The organism is Mucilaginibacter sp. P5_A6 (genome assembly GCF_056400585.1).
In genome coordinates, this window is sequence record NZ_JBFUKZ010000001.1 from 383870 (window position 1) to 400505 (window position 16636).

At 43.6% G+C, this 16636-nt stretch carries 11 protein-coding genes; 4 read left to right on the forward strand and 7 right to left on the reverse strand.

The window, feature by feature from the left end:
• The first annotated feature begins 17 nt into the window (after positions 1-17).
• The 4 genes from AC1DO4_RS01630 to AC1DO4_RS01645 all read left to right on the forward strand — a co-directional run bounded on the left by AC1DO4_RS01630 (position 18) and on the right by AC1DO4_RS01645 (position 4404).
• Positions 18-1424 (forward strand): RagB/SusD family nutrient uptake outer membrane protein, encoded by a 1407-nt coding sequence (locus AC1DO4_RS01630; RefSeq protein WP_477412345.1) that lies wholly within the window; start codon positions 18-20, stop codon positions 1422-1424.
• 70 nt (positions 1425-1494) lie between these two features.
• A complete protein-coding gene (locus AC1DO4_RS01635; RefSeq protein WP_477412347.1) occupies positions 1495-2409 on the forward strand; it encodes a glycerophosphodiester phosphodiesterase family protein in 915 nt (304 codons plus the stop codon).
• Positions 2410-2705: 296 nt separating this feature from the next.
• Entirely contained in the window at positions 2706-3854 is a 1149-nt protein-coding gene (locus AC1DO4_RS01640) for an acyltransferase family protein (RefSeq protein ID WP_477412349.1), read from the forward strand.
• A 55-nt stretch (positions 3855-3909) separates the two neighbouring features.
• A complete protein-coding gene (locus tag AC1DO4_RS01645) occupies positions 3910-4404 on the forward strand; it encodes a nuclear transport factor 2 family protein (RefSeq protein ID WP_477412351.1) in 495 nt (164 codons plus the stop codon).
• Between the two features lie 314 nt (positions 4405-4718).
• Here the strand turns inward: AC1DO4_RS01645 and AC1DO4_RS01650 are convergent, their stop codons facing one another.
• The 7 genes from AC1DO4_RS01650 to AC1DO4_RS01680 form a co-directional block, all read right to left on the reverse strand.
• Positions 4719-5063, reverse strand: a complete 345-nt coding sequence (locus AC1DO4_RS01650; protein WP_477412353.1) for a hypothetical protein — start codon at positions 5061-5063, stop codon at positions 4719-4721.
• A 506-nt stretch (positions 5064-5569) separates the two neighbouring features.
• Positions 5570-5836, reverse strand: a complete 267-nt coding sequence (locus AC1DO4_RS01655; RefSeq protein WP_477412355.1) for a hypothetical protein — start codon at positions 5834-5836, stop codon at positions 5570-5572.
• A gap of 13 nt (positions 5837-5849) precedes the next feature.
• Complete coding sequence (locus AC1DO4_RS01660; RefSeq protein WP_477412357.1) at positions 5850-9611, reverse strand: DUF6443 domain-containing protein; 3762 nt, start codon at positions 9609-9611, stop codon at positions 5850-5852.
• A 31-nt stretch (positions 9612-9642) separates the two neighbouring features.
• Entirely contained in the window at positions 9643-13203 is a 3561-nt protein-coding gene (locus AC1DO4_RS01665) for an RHS repeat domain-containing protein (protein WP_477412359.1), read from the reverse strand.
• A gap of 47 nt (positions 13204-13250) precedes the next feature.
• Positions 13251-14111 carry a hypothetical protein gene (locus AC1DO4_RS01670; protein WP_477412361.1) on the reverse strand — a complete coding sequence of 287 codons (861 nt, stop codon included), beginning with the start codon at positions 14109-14111 and terminating at the stop codon, positions 13251-13253.
• The gene (locus tag AC1DO4_RS01675) at positions 14104-15099 is read right to left on the reverse strand and encodes a hypothetical protein (RefSeq protein WP_477412363.1); all 996 of its coding nucleotides are present in this window, start codon (positions 15097-15099) and stop codon (positions 14104-14106) included. Before AC1DO4_RS01675 ends, AC1DO4_RS01670 begins: the two co-directional genes overlap by 8 nt.
• Positions 15100-15103: 4 nt before the next feature.
• Positions 15104-16144 carry a hypothetical protein gene (locus AC1DO4_RS01680; protein ID WP_477412365.1) on the reverse strand — a complete coding sequence of 347 codons (1041 nt, stop codon included), beginning with the start codon at positions 16142-16144 and terminating at the stop codon, positions 15104-15106.
• Positions 16145-16636: the final 492 nt, after the last annotated feature.

A 16636-nucleotide genomic window follows, 5' to 3' on the forward strand; every position in this document is an offset into this window, starting at 1 on the left:
ATTTACAGCAAACAACAATGAAAAAGATATTCGTTACCATTATATTAAGCAGTACCCTGCTGCTGTCATGCACCAAGCAGTTTATTGATCTTACACCACAATCGCAGGTTACCGATGCCAGTTTTTTTAAATCGGCTGCCGATGTTGCCAATGCCGTAACAGCCAGCTATGCCGCCCTGCAGGACCAAACCATGTACCAGGACAGGTTTATTACCATGATGGAAACCCGTGGCGATAACGTAGAAGACCAAAACCCCGGCGGCAACGTAGGGCGCGATTTTAACATCGACCGTTTTTTAGCCAAGGCCGATAATACCGGCATCAATGATGCTTACGCATCGTTATATAATGCTATAGCGCGCTGCAACAATGTTTTGGAACACACCAGCCTGGTTGCCGATGCCACTTTAAAAAACCAGTACGAAGGGGAGGTTAAATTTTTAAGGGCCCTGCACTATTTTAACATTGTGCGTTTATGGGGTGCAGCCCCGCTGGTGTTAAAAACAATAACCGCTGCTGATGCAAAAAAACTAAGTCGCAATTCAACAACCGAATTGTACAGCGCTATTGAAGCCGACCTTAACCAGGCTATTGCCCAGTTGCCTGCCGGCTACACCGCTAAAACAGATATTGGCAGGGCTACATCCGGCGCAGCCAAAGCGCTGTTGGGCAAGGTTTACCTTACCGAAAAAAAATACCCGCAGGCAGTAAGCACGCTGGCCGCCCTCGTGCCGCCGGGAAGTAATGCTTACAAATATGTTTTGTTGCCCAATGTGGCCGATGTTTTTAGCGTAACCAATAAAATGAATTCCGAAATTATTTTCGCGGTAAGGTACGAGAAAACACTGGTAGGGCAGGGCCATGCCCTGGCCGCTTACTTTAACCAGCCGGCTTTAGATCCATTGTTGTTAAGTGCGTATGGGGCTACGGATACCCGCCGCGACTTGCTGAACACCGTTACCCTGAACGCCAACAATAAGCCGGTAAAAAAATATTACGACACCTTCGATCCATCAAACAATACGCTTGGTAACGACTATATTATTTTAAGGTATGCCGATGTATTGCTGATGTATGCCGAAGCCCTGAACGAGGTAGCTTATAATGCCGACGTTAACGGCGATGCATTTGTGTACCTTAATGCGGTAAGGTCAAGAGCCAACGCAACAACATTTACTGCTGCCGGTTTGCCAGATCAGGTAAGTTTTCGTACTGCTGTGCTGCAGGAGCGCCGACTGGAAATGCCGCTTGAATTACAGCGGTGGTTCGACCTGGTGCGCACCAATACGGCCATAGCGGCGCTGCAAAACTCCGGCTTAACTAAACTAACTGTTCCCCCTTACCAGTTTTTGTACCCCATCCCGCAAACCGAAATAAACATTATGAATAATCCGGCTGCATTTCCGCAAAACCCTGGTTATTAAACATTAAAATGAATTTGAAAGAGACCGGCAGAACTGCCGGTCGCTTTCATTAAACAGTAGCCAAAAATAAATGAAAAAGCTTTTAACATTGATCACCATTGCCGGGCTGCAATTAGCTGCGGGCAAAGGTTTTGGACAGGGCAGCGCGCAACTGCAATACATTACTGCGCAGTTACACCGCCCTGCTGATAAAAATATAATGGTAACCGCCCACCGTGGCGACTGGCGTAACGCGCCCGAAAACTCATTGCAGGCCTATCAGTATGCTATTGATATGGGGGTTGATGTAATAGAAATTGATTTAAACACCACCAGTGATGGCGTAATTGTAATTATGCACGATTGGACCATCGACCGTACTACTGATGGTAAAGGCAAACCCGGCGATTATACCATGGCCGAACTTAAAAAGTTCCACCTTAAAAATGCCCTCGGCCGGGTAACCAAACAAACCATCCCAACACTTGAAGAGGTAATGCTGCTGGCAAAAGGTAAAGTATTGGTAAACCTTGATAAAAGCTATGATTATTACACCCAGGCTTACCAGGTATTAAAAAAAACAGGCACCCTGCAGCAGGCCATTTTTAAAACCGATGCCACCTATCCCGAAGTACGCAAACGGTACCCGGCACTGCTGGATAGCATAGTTTTTATGCCGGTAGTTTCTTTAGATCAGCCAGCGGCCAGGGCCATCATCAGCGAGTATCAAAAACAAATAAAGCCCGTTGCGTTTGAGCTCAACTTTAAAAAAGATACCTCCTCGGTTTTAGCCGATAGCCGGTTCATTAACCAATATGGCTCAAAAATATGGATCAACTCCCTATGGGCCAGCCTTAACGGGGGTCACGACGACGATACAGCTGTAGACGATGGCAATATCAAAGACAGCTGGGATTGGCTTATAGCCCACGGCGCCACCATGATCCAAACCGACAGGCCCAGGGAACTGTTGGCTTATTTGCGCAAAAGGAAGTTGCATAGGTAGGTGGGGTAGTCGCCCTTTTTAAAGTTAAAAGTTAAAAGTCAAAAGTCAAAAGTCAAAAGCCAAAAGTCAAAAGCCAAAACTGCTTCGCCATCCTGAATGCTACAAAAGAAAGCTTTCTCATATTTGTAACTAAAATGCAAGCCGGTATTTTGGGGTGCTTCCAGCCCGCAAAATTTCATTTATGTATTTCCAATTTATTTAAGCACATTTAGCATCAAATGCTGCTGCCTCAACCAAAGGGCGCCATTAACCTGATTAAACATTATTTTATCCATTTATAATTATCACAAAGTAAAATGAATGTATCGCCTGCTTATCCCGATTCGAAAAAACATTACCCAATTTTAGATGGCCTGCGTGGCGTTGCCGCCCTTATTGTGGTGGCTTTTCACGTTTTAGAAACCTACTCCGGTAACCGTTTCAACCAGATCATTAATCATGGCTACCTGGCGGTCGATTTCTTTTTCCTGCTTTCGGGTTTTGTGGTGGCTTACGCTTATGACGACCGCTGGGGGAAAATGAGCCAGTGGGATTTTTACAAACGCAGGCTCATCAGGCTGCAGCCCATGGTTATTATGGGGACTGTAATTGGCGCTTTGCTTTTCTATTTCCAGGCCAGTCCGGCGTTTCCGCTTATAGCAGGTACGCCCGTTTGGCAGCTGCTGCTGGTAATGCTGGTTGGTTTTACCATGATCCCGCTGCCTGTATCTATGGATATACGCGGCTGGCAGGAAATGCATCCGTTGGATGGCCCCGCCTGGTCGCTGTTTTTTGAATACATTGCCAATATTATGTATGCGCTGGTTTTTCGTAAAGTTTCGCAAAAGGTGCTTGCGGTATTGGTGCTTTTATTCGCCGGTTTTCTTGTTCAGTATTTGATAATGGGGCCTCAGGGCGATGTTATTGGTGGCTGGAGCATTAATACAGCTCAGCTTAATATTGGTTTCGCCCGTTTGCTTTACCCGTTTTTTGCGGGACTGCTGCTTTCGCGCATGGGCAGGCTCATTCATATAAAAGGCGCCTTTACGGTAAGCAGCCTGCTGGTAGCCCTTGTGTTGTTTATCCCCCGCATTGGCGGCAGCGAACACTTGTGGATGAATGGCTTGTATGAATCTATTGTTATCATCCTTATTTTCCCGCTCATTGTTGCCATTGGCGCGGGGGGGCACATAAGCAGTAAGTTTTCGGCAAAGGTGTGCCGGTTTTTTGGCGAAATATCATACCCAATTTATATTACACATTACCCATTGATATACCTGTATACCGGCTGGGTGGCAAAAAATAAGGTGCCTATGGATTATGGTATCTGGATTGGCCTGCTTTTGTTTGTAGTTAGCGTTGCCATTGCTTATGCCTCGCTAAAATTGTACGACGAGCCTGTGCGGAAATGGCTTGCCAGGCGCTTTTTGGCAAAAAAACAGGTCGAGGCAAATATTTTAGTTTAATTGTAACTATGGGCACTTCGCGGGCGTCTACCCGGTATAACTAACACTTTTAACCATGAAAACCCAACGTCTATTTTCCCGCATATGTTTTTTTGCAATGTTTATTACCATTGCAGTCGGTTTTACCGCCAATGCCCAAACCACGGCTTTTAAGCCTAAAGACCCTGCGCTGTTTGAAGTAATTGCCCATATGGATAGCGTAATGTTTAACGCCTTTAACAGCCGTAACCTGGAGGTGCTTAAAACTTTATTTGCGGCCGATGTAGAGTTTTATAACGATGGCAAGGGCCTTACCGGCTACGATGGCACCATGGCCGGTTTTAAAGGCATTTTTGAAAACAAACAGGCCGCCGATCTGCGGCGCGACCTGCTGCCCGAAAGCCTGGAGGTATACCCGATGCCCGGCTTTGGGGCTATTGAAATGGGAACCCACCGCTTTACCCATACCGAAAACGGCCAGCCGGTAATAGGTGTCATGAAATTTGTACACATATGGCAATATAAAGATGGCCAATGGAAAGTAACACGAGTGGTAAGCGTCGGGCATTAATGGGCTGGTGTTTTGGCTGCTTGTATAGGCTTGCATTCCTGCCACACAAGGTAATCGACCGTATTCTTTAATCATTATTTGGGCGTATCCCCCGCTGGTAGAAGCGGGGGGCAGGCTATGCACTCATACTGCGCGAGGCCTTAGCCACTTTGGCCGGTATCCGTTTCTATCCTTTACGCGACATTTGGGATGCAAAAAAATCCCGGATGAATTAACATCCGGGATTTGCATAGTGTTCACTTATCAGCGGGGTACACGCGACACGCGTGCACCAGCAGAGGGAGGCATGCGTACCCCAGCTACGGTGGCTGTAATTATTCGTCGACATAATAATTATAGTTGTTTTCTTCAGTGTATTTATCCATATCAACGGGAGCGTCGATTCCCTTAATAATGTCATTTTCGATTATTATGTTATACTCGTCAGGATTCTGGTAATTACAGAACGGGCAAACGCCACTTTCAGAGCTTCCGAAAGCCTTCACCCTTGGCAAGCCTGGCTTGCCTATATCATGGACGGGATTGCTCCGTTTAATCTTGTCTCCTCGTTTGTAAAAATGCTGCCATGTTTCGCCAAAGCAGAATTGGATCTTTTGGTCAAACAAACGATGACAGTTCTGGCATTCTGTCGGAATAATTAATGTATTAAATGTCCCCATTTTTAAAATAGTTTACCTGGCCAACCAAAGGCCTTTAACGCTCTAAGCATCTTATCATCCCCTTGGCTGGCGCACGCGTGTCGCGTGTGTCCTGGTCGTTTACCGTAATGTAAATTTATATTTCCTGCTCATTAATTTGGTTTAGCTGCATAAAGTTAAAACCATTCCGTTAAAATAAATATCAAACTGCACCATATTGCAAGAAAAGCCCGGATATGAACACTCATCCGGGCTTTTCAATTCATTACTAAGCATATTGTTTACCTATCAGCGGGGCACACGCGACACGCGTGCGCCAGCTGAGGCGAGCGTGCGCCAGCTGAGGTACACGCGACACGCGTGCACCAGCGACGGCCAGCTGAGGCGAGCGTGCGCCAGCTGAGGTACACGCGACACGCGTGCACCAGCGACGGTACAAAAAATCCCGGATGAAACGTACATCCGGGATTTGCAAATTCAATACTTAGCATGCGGGCCACAAGCTCGGAGGCTTGCGGCAGCGTGGGCTATATCTTTATATTTTGTCCCCAGATTCGTAAAAAAAGTAAGACCAATAAAATTAACATTCCTATAATAGCCGCTTCTATATTTTTATATCTTGGGTTAATCTTAGGACGAATCATTGTTAACATAATTAAAAATAAAAAGAACGTACCGAATACTAAATTGTGGCTTGCCATTTTAAAAACGGGCCATATTAATATAATACTAACAAGTATAACAACTGTGATTATCACAGGCAAAAATATCTTATTCAGCAAACTTTTTTTCATATATATTATTATATTATTCAATAATTGAAAGTTGCCTGAATAGCCCTCCTTCAGGATGATAAAACTTTATTACTGTAGTATTAACTGGACTCTGCTCAGGTAAATGGCTCCCTATTTTCTCGGTAATTACGATAAGCCCTCCCCCACCTGAATCGCTGTAATCTTTTCTAATTTGTTCGATTGCATCTTTTATAACGCTTAGCTGATAACTATAGGCAGCAAACGCCAAAATTGTAGCCACCGTTGGACCCTTGGAAACGCCTTTCATAGTTTGAGTGACTCCAACAACAAGGTTTAAAGCATTAACCGAATTACCCTTTATTCCATAAGAATCTTCCAAATTGTCAAGATAAGGATTTGCTTCGTCTGCAGATGCTTTAACATTACCTTTCGCTTTAACTGCACCCTTTAAAACATTGACATATTTTTCTATACTGGTTACGCCGTCCATTGAGATAACCCCTTTTTTTATTGTTGAAACATGTATTCTTTTGCCGTTTTCAACAATAGTTGGACCTGTAGCGATTCCATTTTTATTAGCTTGGCTCGAAGTTTGCGTGGCATCCCGGTTAGTGACACAGCATTGATCATCGCTCCCATCATCTTCTTTATCATCTGAAGATTGTGCTACAGCAGGCGCGTCTGGATTGACAAAGCCCCCGCCACCTAAACCATTTTTCTCTATATACTCCCTTTGCTCGTCTAAATCCTCTTTTCGCCACTGATCTAACAAGGCTTGATCGAATAATCCATCAACATCTATCCTGTTTACAGGATTATTGGCTGCATAATTATAAGGCGACCATCTTCTTGATACTTCCGCCAGCGGATCAATTGTTGTCCACCTCGCAATTACCGGATCATAGTACCGCGCCCCGTAATCAAGAAGCTTTAAATCCTCCTGCAATTCTTTATTATTGTAAAGATATTCATTTTTAGGGCTCACTGTAGTTCCTCTTGTTATTTCGTAACCGAAAGGGTAGTAATCATCCTGCTGTAGGGTAGTTGCGGTGCCGGTATTGGTATCAAAACTCAAACGGCTGTTGCCCAAATGGTCGGGAAGGGTATACTGGTAATGGTAGGTGCCCGCGCTATTTATCGCACGCCCTTCTTCCGTTTGTATAAAACTGATGCTGCCGCCTTCGTATTGAATCCCGTCTATATAATCGGTATTCGCGCCCGATATGGTGCTCGTTTTGTGCAGTTTTTTGCCTGCCGCATTATACGTAAAGGTAACTGTCCCCGCGGTAGCTGTTACCGTTTGTGGCAGATTGAACAGGTTATAACTGATATTGGTGATGCCCTTGCTGGCATCGGCCTTCATGTTACCGTTGGCATCGTACTGGTACGCCTGGTTATTGCCAAATTTATAGCCTTTGGTGCTATTATCCGGTGCTATATCGCTGATGTTTTGCACCTGGTTGGTGTAGTTATTGCCTGCATCGGTATAGGTATAGGTAAGGTTATCTATTGCCGTTGTGCTGCCCATGGTGCGCTGCAGAGCTTTTATATTGCCCCCCAGGTCATACGTTATCCCGTTTTCATTATAATTATCAGATGAGTTGCCGCTGGTTAGCCTGTTCAGCTGGTCGTAACTGTAGATATAGGTTTTCGAGTTTTGCGCTGCAGCCGTTACCCAGCTCTGGCTGGCGATGTTGCCATTGTAATATTTAGGGGGTGTCATCAAGTTTTTGATAATGCCTGTATTATATTGAAGCTCTTCTTCAAACAGCTGGGCGCTGCTTTTTAACAGCCAGCCTCGTTCATTGTAAGTATAGCCGATGTCCTGCATAAAGGTAGTTTTTCCCGGAGCGCTGTGCAGATGTTTGGTCTTCACCTGTCCAATCTCGTTATAATCGAACTGCGACAACACAGTAGGTGATGGAAGGGCGGCGGTGCCGCTGGCAATGGCTTCGGTGGTCTGCAGCTTGCGGCCCATATGGTCGTATGTGTACCCGGTAGCCGTCCACAATACCTGCGCGCCGGCAACATAATGGTGGCGAATGGTTTGTTTAACTTCGCTGGTAAAGTCGTCGTATATAGTGTTTATTTCATCGTAATTGTTGGCGTTTAAACTGGCTTCCCCGCCCAGGTAATGCTGTTTGAGCACCTGTACTGGCCTGCCTTTGGCATCGTAGTAATTGATGGACCATAGCATGGTGCCGTAAGTGCCATCGGGTAGTAGTACAGTTGTCATACTGGCTGTAGGCAACCCGGTTGGGTTGCTTAGCGTCCCGCTTATACTGGGAACATAGGGATTGCTGGGGAAACTGTAATTATCATAAAAATTGATTTGCAGGTAGCGCAGGATATTAGCCTGGGGCCATGCCCCGCCGCTGTAGCCCGTGCCGGTGCCTTGCTGACGTTCCCACAGTGTTGATTGCCCGTCGGCTGTCAATTGCAGGGCGGCCCGGTAATTGGTACCGGGGGTGCTATTGGGATACTGGTAAATACCCTGATAAGCCGGCCTACCCATAGCATCATATTTGGTGAAAGTCCATTGTTGGGGGGCTTTACCGCGCTGCATGGCATCCTGGGTGGCTATCACCTGGTCTAACTTGTTGTAAACTATGTATTCCCAGTCTTTGCCGGGCAGCCTTTTTTGAATAAGCCGGTTTCGCATATCATACTGGTACTGGTAACAAAGGTTGTTGAGCGTGGTTTGGTTGGCCGCACTGGTAATACCATTATCGGCATTACTCAGGGGCGGCAACACAAAAGCCAGGCCACCCAGGTCATCGTACACGTAATAGGTAGAGAACTGTTGCAAGACGCCCGCTGTAAAGTTAAAAGTGCGTTTAAGTATTACACGGCCATTCATATCTGTATATTCTTCGATGGTGCCCCCTCTCCCGCTTTTCCAGTTCTCGTCTTTGCTTATAGTCACATACAACTGCCCGGGTTGGTAATAATTACCCTCGCTGTTCCCAATTGTCAGTGTACGACTCTGATCACTGTTGATGGCCGCGTTGTAAAGCGTTACCCGCATACTTATAGTAGTATCCGCCCCGCTAAAAGCGTTAAGGTTATTGTTGGTATAAACCATTTTTCGGGTGTGGCCGGCAGCAGGCTGCCAGTCTGCACCTGGTGCACTCTGCTCGGTTACCCGATTGAGCGGCGAGAGTTCGAAATTGGTAATACTGTAGGGGTAGGGGTTATAAACAATGTTATTACCTTGCTGGGTGCCCGATGCTGCTGTACTGCCTGGGGGATAATAAAAATTACCGACTTCGGAACTTATCGCATTAACTTTATAACTGCCATCGGCTGTGGGAGACGCATAAGGCAGGTATTTTGTAGCTTCGCGGCCATAACTATCGTAGGCTATAGGCTGTACAATATCTTTAAGTGCGGTGGAGCCTTTAACTTGCACAGTTTGCAATAGTCTGCCCAGGCCATCAAAGTATTGCACCGTTTGCTTAAGCTCGCAAGTACTGCGGTTGGCCAGCCCTGCTGCTGTGGTGATCCCCCCAATTCGCGGCACCGATGTTAATATATAGTTTTGATTAGCGCTTAAAGCCGTGGTTTGCGGCACGCAATCGGGATTTACAATATATAAAACCAGGCTGCTGCCTGTGCCTGCCGCAAAGCTGAAAGTAGGGCTTAGCGTAATGCTGGTATTACTATAGTATGAGCCTGCCGCAGGCGTTGCGGTCAGTGTTGCCGGTGGCGGCAGGTATGTTTGCGCTTTTGAGCTTAAAGCCCCAAGTACAAGGCTTAAAGCTAAACATAGCTGTTTTAGCCCTGGTTTTATGGTGATATGGGTAATGGCCATATTGTTGATGTTTAAGGTTTGGTGTATTAGTTTATAGTCCCTGGTAATGGTAATCGGTATGTTTAATTATATAACCATCCTTATCCTTAATGTTCATCAGCCGCTGAAATCCGTCATACTCGAAATATATGGTTTCACCTTTAGCATCGGTAGCGCTGGTTACGCCTATGAGCGGGGTAAAGGTATAGGTAGTCATTTGGGCATCGGCAGGGTAAATACGCACATCATCATATCCGTTGGCGGTTTGCATGGTATAAGTGTTTGTTGTATAAGGCTGTTCGCCCGAATATTTCCATACACCGCTATTGAGGTACCAATAACTGATCATGTAAGTACGGCTACCGGGCTTCGCCCAACTCACCGTGGCAATGGTAGTATATTTACTGCCAGTATGCGAAACTCCCGTTGTTACTCCCGCGGCAGTACTTTCTTCATAGCCTTCGTAATAAAATTCGTTATTGGTGGCGTTTTTACACTCTGCTACGGGATACTGATTGTTATAAGCCCAATGATACCCTATGTGCGGACCCTGGGCTTTTGATACATCTAAAATGTTTCCACTACCGTTATAAAAGTAATATTGCAGGCGTAAATCAACCGGGTTATTCAGTGTAGTGGTTTGCACCGTTGAAGGCGCTATTACATTGCCCCAGGTATCGTAGTTTGTTTTTACCTGGTTTAAAAACACATTGTTTTTATAGTTATCCTGCTGCACAACCGGATTAATTATGTTTTTACCCATCATTGCAGCGAAAACCGGCACAGATGAAAAATCGTTGGGGTATTTATATAGTGTTTTATAAACATCTTTTTTACTATCAGTAAACGTCACACTGGTTGGTTGTAAATTTGTCAAATTATCATATGCAAATGTTTTGACGGTAGTGGTTGATGCTGATGGACCATATAAAGTTTCATCCGTTTCTATTAATTTAGAATACCGGGAAGGGATATAGTAAAACTGTGCTCTAAAGACGCTTCTATTAGGTAATCCAAGGTCTTCCGGGCGGCTGTCCCTCTGATCACTGATACCCATTGCCATACCTACAACATCATATTGAGGATTATAATCATACATTTGTCCAAGATAGTCACTCTTGTATTTATGAGTTGTCTCTTTCACCATGGTGAAAGAACCATCACTGTTCCGTAGATAGTCTATTTGGTCTGTTAAAAGTCCTTTGTTCCAGTCAGGTGAGAGCGTTGGTCCAAAAGGAAATTGGTTTAAGGCCGTTGTCGACCTGTTAGAGAAACATATCGAAGACGTGTAGGGGTAAGTATCTGCAGTGACCGGACTAAAGCTATAATCCGGTGGGTTCGTATAAAAGTATTCCGTTTTTCCGTTAAGGCCTGCCTGGTTTTGTTCATTAACTTCAGTAACGGTAACTTTCCCGTAGCCTACAATATTACCCAACATTTCTGACAACGGTAGGCTGGAGCTTGAATGATACACTGTATAACTATGAGAAGCTGTGCTTCCATAGCCGCCCGAAGTGACATCGCAATGCACAAAGTCCCGATTAAAAGTATACTGGTAAATTGGCGCCCAATTTGCCATACCCGACGAAACATTGTTGTTAATATAATCATAAGATTTTATAATTTTTTTCTGCGTAACGGGATCGTATGCCGATATTTGTTTTATCCTGAGGCCGCCAACCGGGGTAGAAGTTATACCGTCCAGCGGCTTTTTATGAACGGTACCTTTGGCTTCAAATATGAACCTGGAGGTAAAATTACCGTCGGAGGAAATAATTTCTGGTGCAGATAGTGTTAAATTGCTATTTCCCCGAATAGCTTTAATCCTGTAGGTTCCGTTGGGTAAAACTATTGTTTTGCCTAATGCCATACTAAGGTCACCAATACACCAGTTATCATCATAACTGCTATAAACAATTTGCGGAGCGTTAGGATCTGTAACATTCAGTATCTGGAAATAGATGTTGGTGACCACCGATGTAGGAAGCGGGCCGTTGGAATTACCACTACATATTTGGCGGGTTATTGTATAAGTATCATTTGCCTGATAGGTCCTCAATTGTATAGTAACAGGAACCGAACTTTTATAATCGTCACTAATAGTGAACTGCATTACACCTGCTGCATGGCAATCCCCAACTATATAATTGCCGGTAAAGCCAGAAGCTGTCCCATCGGGGAAAAAACCTGATGCCGCCTGGTTTAATTCAAAATCATAGTTTGTTGTCCCTCCGGTTGGATAAGTAATCTGTGTAAGCATACCGGCTTTTGCGTAGGTTACATTGGGGGACCTGTTAGCTCCAGCAAATGTAGTTCCGTCAACTCTTGTATGCGTAGGAAGCAGGGTAGTATTAGCTTGTCCGTTAAAATACCCCCAATGATCCTGTGCTTTTGACGAAAATCGGTCCGGTAGAGTAGCGGCAGTATAATATTGAAAGATATACGGTTGTTTAGCAGTAATATTATCTGCCGCAAATTCCTGTACATTTTTTAAACACAACCGCAGATTTGTATTCGCTGTTGTGGTGGCGGTCGCCGTGCCGTCATCCTCTAAAAATGCACCCGGGGCAAAGTAATTATAGTTTAATTTTAAGCTCTTAATTAAACCATTATTGTTACTTATCTTAATCCTGTCTAAAACACGTCCTCCTGTATAATCCTTACGGTAGTTGCCTGGTAAAAACTCCACTTGACCGTTAGGAAATGTAATTTTTGAGATTTGTTTGGATGACAATGCTAACCCGGAGCTACTTTGCTGAATAACGCCAGGCATCAAATCACCTTCGCAACCCCCGCTCTGTGTAGTCGTCGAACGCTCGTACAATGTTTCCCCAAGAGGAAGATCATAATTAATTTGACTTGCTGTATATAAAAAAGAAACGCTTTGATCAGAGTCCGGATATTTAATATTTGTTAAGTAGAAGGAATTAGACGAAACCACACCTGCTACGGAGGTGGTTTCTATTGTAGTAAAACTGTATTCTATACCATCTTCCGTAACAATCTTCCACCCTCCCAGACCATTACTGAGCGGTATTATCTTCATATTGGTATAAGGGATTTGATGAACAATCTTATTTTTATCAATCACAAACTTTCCGGAAATGCCATTAAAATTGAAATAAAATAAATCTGGCTCTGTATCACCATGCCCGGCACTTTGACTACTATTGAGCATATATTCCTGCATGGGCTCTCCGACCAAACAATTAGGATCTTGTGGTATTGCAGCTGAATACATATAACCATCGATTTCGTCTACTTTTCCTCTTACTGTCCTGGTAATAACTCCACCGGCATTTAATGCCCAACCCAAGCCCACAGATGATGGTATCTCATTTACTTTTATTCCACTGGCATGGTAACTTAACGAGATAGGTATTGACTTCCCATTGATAGGGATATTAAAAATGGGGATACTAATTTGCGGAATACCGTTATACAACCCTACCGGCATATCAACAAACTTACCAAGAGAGCTTGCTTCGGGTGAAGGCGGCATTACTTTAGGCAACTCGGCTTGCCCTAAAGCATGCTGAACTAATAAGAAGACTGTAACCATCGTTGTTGCAATCTTTTTCACTTTAATTATATTATTTTTAAATGGATTCATAAGTGTGTTTAATTTTATGGATAAATGATGCATTATCATTCAGCATATCAATTCTTTTCTAAAACCTGCAGGCGTTCGGCTAATATTCTCATTGTTTCTTTTAACTCCCTCTGTTCCTTATCCTTCTCAATCAAATACAAAGTCAACTCCTCCACCTTTTTCACCAGCAACTTATTCATTTCGCCCAGGTTCAGCCCATCTTTGGCAACCTCTGCCTCCGATGGCATATCCGGTAAATGCTGGTTTTGATCGATGTAGTTTTTTACATCGGTTAAGGATGGGAGTTGGTAGTCTTTTTTGAAAACGTAGTCGGGCCAGTTGGCCTGTAGCTTAACGGTCATGGAAGTAGCTATGGCGTTGCCGTTTACCGCAAATTTGTAGCCTTTGGAATCATAAGTATTAAGAGCGATGTTTCCATTGGCATCGGTAATCAATACTGGCAATATAGCGGGAGTTACATCTGTCCCAACCGGGGTTTGTACTACAATAGTCTGCAATTGTGATTGCCCTCCGTTACCTAATTTGCAGGATTTAACAGAGAACGCTTGCCAATCCTGCGTAATAACTATGTATATATCGGTATTGCCATTTGGGTTGGCATAAGCTTTTATTGTAAAACAACTTGTAGCATTGCCATTAGTTACCTGGTGAATAATCAAGCCGCCCCGATTACCTACATAATAAGTGGCTACCCCCGTATTATTTGAACCCCATCCACCACCAAGAACATCAATCTGGAGTTTGGCGCAGTTACCATCATTATCTGGTGGTAAACTACCTGCTAACAATGAAACACGCGCTGCCCCTCCAACATATTCATAAGAATATTGCGCGTGAGCTAACCCAGACAATGTTGTTAATATGATCAGCAGTAAAGCTGATTTAAATAAATTCGACTTATTATTCATGACTTTTATTTATTTGTGATTCAAGTTTTTCAATTCGTTTATTTTGTTCAATCAGATAAAGCGTCAGCTCCTCCACCTTTTTTACCAGCAGCTTATTCATTTCGCCCAGGTTTAGCCCGTCTTTGGCAACTTCCGCCTCAGATGGCATATCTGGTAAATGCTGATTTTGATCGATGTAGGTTTTTACATCGGTTAAGGATGGGAGTTGATAATCTTTTTTGAAAACGTAATCGGGCCAGTTGGCGATTTCTACTTTTATTTGTTTGGAACGGATGTTGCCGTTTACAGATAGGGCCTCACGAGGTGTGGTTGTGCCTATCCCAACATTTCCAGATCCATCTATTACTAAATCATTACCATAATACCATTGAGATCCGGTTCCAAGTTTGTTAAACATCCGCCTTGTACCTAAAATCATTTGCCCTGTCGCGTCTTGTGTATTTGAATTTCCCGCTACTGTAATTATTCTTGCTTGTCCCCATAAGTTAGTGCCATCTGTATTGGCCGGGATAACAAATTCCAGTTGAGCCCCGGACGTTGTAGACCGACTACCCGTATTTGCCTGGATTGCCAGATCATTTCCGCTGATACCAACATTATTACCTCCATCTGTTGAAACACCGCTGCCGGATAAATGAAGAAGTGCGAGTGGAGCTGACGTGCCGATTCCCACATTCCGTGCAAAAAAACCCTGCCCGTCAGCCCTTACACTGAAGTTAAGCGTGCCATTTGTTATACCATCATAGTAATAGTTTGCAGCATTATTATTATTGTCTGTTATTGCCCGGAAAATCCCCGCGGGGTAATAATAACCTGTGCCTAATTGATGCCCTGTAAAAAATGTTTGCCCATTTGAGGTTTGGGCTACTATTTTGGTATTACTATTTAATATATCATTAGTAGCATCAACCGTAACGTTTTTGGTTTGCGCATCAGCAAAATGTATACTGGTTAAACCGGCCAGCATTAGCAGTAAAGCTTTTTTCATATATCTATTTATTTTGTTTTTTTAAATCTTGTACTTGTTTTTTTAATTCGTTGATCTCTTCTTTCGCTTCTATCATATACAGCGTCATTTCCTCCATCTTTTTTACCAGCAGCTTATTCATCTCGCCCAGGTTAAGGCCATTTTTGGCAACTTCCGCTTCAGATGGCATATCCGGTAAATGCTGATTTTGGTCGATGTAGGTTTTTACATCGGTGAGGGATGGGAGTTGGTAATCTTTTTTGAAAACGTAGTCGGGCCAGTTGGCGTAAAGCTTCACGGTCATGGAGGTTGCTATGGCACTGCCATTTACAGCAAGTTTATAACCTTTGGGATCTATTGTACCTATGCCAACATTACCCAATGCGGTTCCATCAGATTTGGTACCCAAAATCGTATTGCCATCTAATGATTTAATAATATCTAAATCTCCCCCATCCGCATTTAAATTAACCCCACCCCCGTATTGATATACGCCCCTTATTGCCCAGTTTAGTGCCCCCGTAGGCCCAGAAAAGCCAAGATTGGTAATACTAACATTATTCTTAGTTGGGAAAACTGGCTCTAATACTGCTTTTATATTGCCATTTACCATCGCGCTGCCGTTTACGGCAAGTTGATAGCCGGCCGGTATAGAATTGGTATTAATACCCACCGTACCATTGGTAAAGACATAAAAATTATCATTTGAATTTATAGCCTTATTGGCCACAGTTGCGTTGAACCCCTGGATTCTGATTATTCCCAGATCTGAGCCAACTCCGGCAAATACATTACTACCGTTGCCACTGTGCTTAATCAGGAATACCGGATTATCGGTACCATACTGATCACCATTTTTGATCAGCGTCAAAGCGGTATTGAATTTATTTGCTCCAGCCCCGATCTGGCTGTTTACAGATACATCCAGCTGTGCCTGAGGTGTAGAAGTGCCAATACCAACGTTACCTGTATTGGTGTTATTAATATTTGTGCCATTGGTCCATTGCGCATGTAAGAATTGCGAAACTGATAAAAGAATAATAAGTGTAAAAGATAGTTTTTTCACGATGAGTAATAGTTTATTTGGGAGATAAAAAAAATGTAATTAGAACTTTGTTCCGCTCAAAAAAATTAACATAACAGGCATAACAACCATTTTATGGCTATGCTGAATGAGTTAAAATCAGGAATTGTGTGGGTTGTATCTTAAGAGTACTGATGAGATAGTTTCATGTTATTGTGATAGGGGTTAAGGTGGTTAAATAGGTTGTAGGTAAAAGGTATTAGGAATTGTAATATGATTTTATTTGTGTGATAAAAATAATATATTTTATTTAATATAAAATGTGCTTTTAACATTTTTTTTAAAATTTACTTGATATGTTTAATTCAAAACTTCGTGGGTCCTCACAACCGGGATACATACAAAGTTACGCAGCCCCTGCCATACCTATGGTGACACTACTTTGTCAGTAGATGATTTTATTCCTGATTTGGCCTGGGGACACAGCGCGGGCAAAAGCGCAGCGTACCTGTAACTATTCAGTTTAATAGGAAT

What these genes read in the sequence shown, in the direction of transcription:
- AC1DO4_RS01630 (WP_477412345.1), top strand. Translation starts at nt 18, where the DNA reads ATGAAAAAGATATTCGTTACCATTATATTAAGCAGTACCCTGCTGCTG.
- AC1DO4_RS01635 (WP_477412347.1), top strand. Translation starts at nt 1,495, where the DNA reads ATGAAAAAGCTTTTAACATTGATCACCATTGCCGGGCTGCAATTAGCT.
- AC1DO4_RS01640 (WP_477412349.1), top strand. Translation starts at nt 2,706, where the DNA reads ATGAATGTATCGCCTGCTTATCCCGATTCGAAAAAACATTACCCAATT.
- AC1DO4_RS01645 (WP_477412351.1), top strand. Translation starts at nt 3,910, where the DNA reads ATGAAAACCCAACGTCTATTTTCCCGCATATGTTTTTTTGCAATGTTT.
- AC1DO4_RS01650 (WP_477412353.1), bottom strand. Translation starts at nt 5,063, where the DNA reads ATGGGGACATTTAATACATTAATTATTCCGACAGAATGCCAGAACTGT.
- AC1DO4_RS01655 (WP_477412355.1), bottom strand. Translation starts at nt 5,836, where the DNA reads ATGAAAAAAAGTTTGCTGAATAAGATATTTTTGCCTGTGATAATCACA.
- AC1DO4_RS01660 (WP_477412357.1), bottom strand. Translation starts at nt 9,611, where the DNA reads ATGGCCATTACCCATATCACCATAAAACCAGGGCTAAAACAGCTATGT.
- AC1DO4_RS01665 (WP_477412359.1), bottom strand. Translation starts at nt 13,203, where the DNA reads ATGAATCCATTTAAAAATAATATAATTAAAGTGAAAAAGATTGCAACA.
- AC1DO4_RS01670 (WP_477412361.1), bottom strand. Translation starts at nt 14,111, where the DNA reads ATGAATAATAAGTCGAATTTATTTAAATCAGCTTTACTGCTGATCATA.
- AC1DO4_RS01675 (WP_477412363.1), bottom strand. Translation starts at nt 15,099, where the DNA reads ATGAAAAAAGCTTTACTGCTAATGCTGGCCGGTTTAACCAGTATACAT.